This window comes from Vibrio sp. V08_P9A1T1, assembly GCF_963874405.1.
GTDB classification, from domain to species: Bacteria; Pseudomonadota; Gammaproteobacteria; order Enterobacterales; family Vibrionaceae; genus Vibrio; species Vibrio anguillarum.
This window is the reverse complement of record NZ_CAWNIB010000174.1, coordinates 1-3589: the sequence shown is the minus strand read 5'-3', so window position 1 is coordinate 3589 and position 3589 is coordinate 1. Positions and strand designations below refer to the sequence as shown.

Annotated in this window: 3 protein-coding genes; 1 reads left to right on the top strand and 2 read right to left on the bottom strand. The window is 44.9% G+C overall.

From position 1 onward, the window contains the following. The first annotated feature begins 76 nt into the window (after positions 1-76). A complete protein-coding gene (gene ald, locus AACT21_RS07745; RefSeq protein WP_017041996.1) occupies positions 77-1201 on the top strand; it encodes an alanine dehydrogenase in 1125 nt (374 codons plus the stop codon). Between the two features lie 59 nt (positions 1202-1260). Here the strand turns inward: ald and AACT21_RS07740 are convergent, their stop codons facing one another. Together AACT21_RS07740 and cysB are read right to left on the bottom strand one after the other, a co-directional pair. Next, positions 1261-2457, bottom strand: coding sequence for a methyltransferase (locus tag AACT21_RS07740; protein ID WP_094163932.1), 1197 nt, complete (start codon positions 2455-2457; stop codon positions 1261-1263). A 79-nt stretch (positions 2458-2536) separates the two neighbouring features. Beyond that, positions 2537-3511 carry an HTH-type transcriptional regulator CysB gene (gene cysB / locus AACT21_RS07735; RefSeq protein ID WP_010317444.1) on the bottom strand — a complete coding sequence of 325 codons (975 nt, stop codon included), beginning with the start codon at positions 3509-3511 and terminating at the stop codon, positions 2537-2539. Between the last annotated feature and the right edge of the window lie 78 nt (positions 3512-3589).

The following is a 3589-nucleotide window of genomic DNA, read 5'->3' as shown; positions in this document are numbered from 1 at the left end:
CATCTATACTAGTCACAAATTCGAAACAACAACCCTACATATAGTTATAACAACCAAAAAAACCTAAGGAGTCAGGATGATCATTGGAGTTCCTAAAGAAATCAAAAACCACGAATATCGTGTGGGCATGATTCCCGCAAGCGTGCGCGAACTTGTCTCACACGGTCACCAAGTTTATGTTGAAACAAATGCCGGTTCCGGCATCGGCTTTTCAGACGATGATTACATCGCTGTAGGCGCATCCATTCTTCCTACTGCTTCTAACATTTTTGCGAAAGCAGAAATGATTGTTAAGGTCAAAGAACCTCAGGCTGCTGAACGAGCAATGCTCCGCGAAGGCCAAATTTTATTTACCTATTTACATCTAGCTCCAGATTTTCCACAAACTGAGGAGCTAATCAAGAGCAAAGCTGTCTGTATAGCCTACGAGACTGTAACAGATAATATGGGTCGCTTGCCACTATTAGCACCAATGTCTGAAGTCGCTGGTCGAATGTCTATTCAATCAGGTGCGCAGTGTTTAGAAAAATCACACGCGGGCTGTGGTTTGTTACTGGGTGGTGTACCCGGAGTCGCACCAGCAAAAGTGGTGGTGATTGGTGGTGGTGTAGTCGGTGCTAACGCAGCCAGAATTGCTGTCGGAATGCGTGCTGATGTGACGATTCTCGACCGAAGTGTTGATATGCTGCGTAAACTCGATGAAGAATTCCAAGGTCACGCTAAAGTCGTGTATTCAACAAAGGATGCGATTGAAAAATACGTCCTCGAAGCCGATTTAGTAATAGGCGCAGTACTGATCCCCGGAGCAGCAGCTCCTAAACTCGTAACTAAAGATCTGATTTCTAGAATGAAACCTGGCTCTGCGGTCGTTGATGTGGCAATTGACCAAGGCGGCTGCTTTGAAACCTCACATGCTACCACTCATGATGACCCGACCTATATCGTTGATGACGTCGTTCATTACTGCGTCGCAAACATGCCAGGCGCTGTGGCTCGCACATCAACTTTCGCCTTGAATAACGCTACGTTGCCTTACATTGTTAAACTGGCCAATAAAGGTTATCAACGTGCATTATTAGAGGATAAAGGATTCCTAGAAGGTTTAAACGTGATACACGGTAAAGTCACCTGTAAAGAGGTCGCCGAGAGTTTCAACCTTGAATATCTTGACCCATCTGAAGCTATCGCTCTGTTTAACTAACGATAACAATTTGCGGTAAAGCTCTCAATTCTTAGCCAAGTGCGTCATGCGCTTGGCTTTTATTTTTTATAAGCGTGAACCAATATATTGCGTGGCGTTACTTTCCTAGCGCAAAACTGCTCAATCTGCACCTCATAGCCTTGCTCTTGAAGATAAAGTGCCTTATCCAATACCAACCAAAGCTCAATCATGCGGCGAAATGCCTGTTGTACTAAGCCTATCCTTTCCATCTGCCAAAAACGCTGCTCGCCTTTACGTTCATAAGCAGGCCAATCCACTTCTGGTAATGCGATGCCTTTTTGTTCCGCCGCCCAATAACAAAAAGCTAAAAATCCTTCGGCTAGTTGTGATTTTTTGAGGCTCGGAATTGGGCAATATTGATGATGCCCAAGCTCAGATCTTAGCAACAAATCAAAACCCAAACGAAACGTCATTTCTTGCAAACGATGACGGCGAACCCGCTCTCCCCCTGTAACGGTTTCTTGCAGCGGAATACGCAGCTCTTCTTTGGACAAGGCAAGAGAAGAAGTACGACCGTAGGTGGACATGGGTTGGTAGCTATCGGCTTTGATTAAATGGTAGCAACATGGTGAAAACGTAATCGCAGGCAAGCGATGAGCAACGGAATATTCGAGTAGGCGAACATGGAGATCACCACAGGCATGTAAAGCGACGGCATGCTGATTGGTATTGAAAACGCCAAACGCTTGCGGCTCAAAAGCGTCCCCTTGAATAAATTGCATCGGAAGATCATGTTCATCGGCGCAAGCTTGTCCTGCATGACAGAGCTGCGACTGATATTCAAAACTAGTGACTTTTTGTTTTGACTGTGCTGCGATAATTCGACCTAAAAAGCCTTTACCCGCGCACCACTCTAGCCATTCCGTTCCTGAATGCCTAGAGAGGAGTGATTCGCTCATTAAACGAATTTGTTCTAGCTTTCTGCCAGGGATCCCCTGCTCTAAGTAAGGGCTGAGTGCTTGCTGAGTATTACGAGGGGCATCTTGAAGCCTAATCATGATATCCGCTTCTTTTAACCCCTCGATATACGGATGAAGTTGCTCAATGAGCGCTTGCGGCGATGACTTTAAGCTATCGATACTGTCCAAAGATAGCGTTTGCAACCACTGATCCAGCCTATGGTCTGAATGTTTCCAAGGTGAACTGTCTAAGCCACTATGGTGAAAGGGCTCAAATCGCCAAAAACGTTGGTTTTCAATTAAAAAAGCATCGATATGTTTGAAAAGCGCGCGCATACATCCCCCCTAGAAAGGCCAATTCTAGGAGGTGATGGTTTAATTAGGAAGTGTTTCGTTTTAAATGATCAAAATTTGCTTAACGAACTGGCAATTCAATGTCTTTAAACATCTCTTCTATTTCGATATTCGATTTTAACGAGGTTGCCCGTTCGACGACAGGGCGAGTAAGATGAGGCGCGAAACGTTCCATAAAGTCAAACATATAAGAGCGCAGGAATGTGCCTCGGCGAAACCCAATGCTAGTCGTGCTCGCACCAAAAAGATGGCTGGCATCAATCGCGATAAGATCGGTGTCGCGTGATTTATCTATCGCCATACTTGCGATAACACCCACCCCAATTCCCATTCGGACATAAGTTTTTATCACATCCGCATCGGTGGCGGTGAAGACAACTCGCGGCGTTAACCCTACGCGATTAAATGCAGTGTCTAACTCTGAACGACCAGTAAAACCAAACACGTAAGTGACCAATGGATACGCGGCTAAATCCTCAATCGTTACCCGTTCTTTTTTTGCAAGAGCATGATCTTTTGGCACAACAATAGAACGGTTCCAATGATAACAAGGTAGCATGATGGCATCTTGGTACAGATGAAGCGCTTCTGTTGCTATCGCAAAATTAGCGGTACCTTTTGCAACCGCTTCCGACATCTGACTTGGAGTGCCTTGGTGCATGTGTAACGACACTTTCGGATAACGTGCAGTGAATCCTTTGATTACATCAGGTAACGCGTAGCGAGCTTGTGTATGAGTCGTTGAAATATTCAGCGTACCCATCTCAGGGTGCGTATGCTCCCCAGCCACGGCCTTAATGCTTTCCACACGTGAAAGGATCTCTTGTGAGATACGAATAATATCTTCACCTGCACCCGTGACTTGTGTCAGGTGCTTACCGCTACGCTCAAAAATTTGAATACCCAATTCATCTTCGAGTAAACGAACCTGTTTACTAATGCCTGGCTGAGAGGTATAAAGGCTTTCCGCAGTTGCTGAGACATTCAGGTTGTGATTAACCACTTCAACAATATATTTTAACTGCTGTAACTTCATTATTGGCCCCGTAATCCATTATCAAAGATCCAGATCTTTCAATCATAGTTTATAATTATTAGTTATAACGCTTAACAC

Excerpts from the sequence above, each read along its gene's own strand:
- ald (WP_017041996.1), top strand. The coding sequence starts at position 77 with ATGATCATTGGAGTTCCTAAAGAAATCAAAAACCACGAATATCGTGTG.
- AACT21_RS07740 (WP_094163932.1), bottom strand. The coding sequence starts at position 2,457 with ATGCGCGCGCTTTTCAAACATATCGATGCTTTTTTAATTGAAAACCAA.
- cysB (WP_010317444.1), bottom strand. The coding sequence starts at position 3,511 with ATGAAGTTACAGCAGTTAAAATATATTGTTGAAGTGGTTAATCACAAC.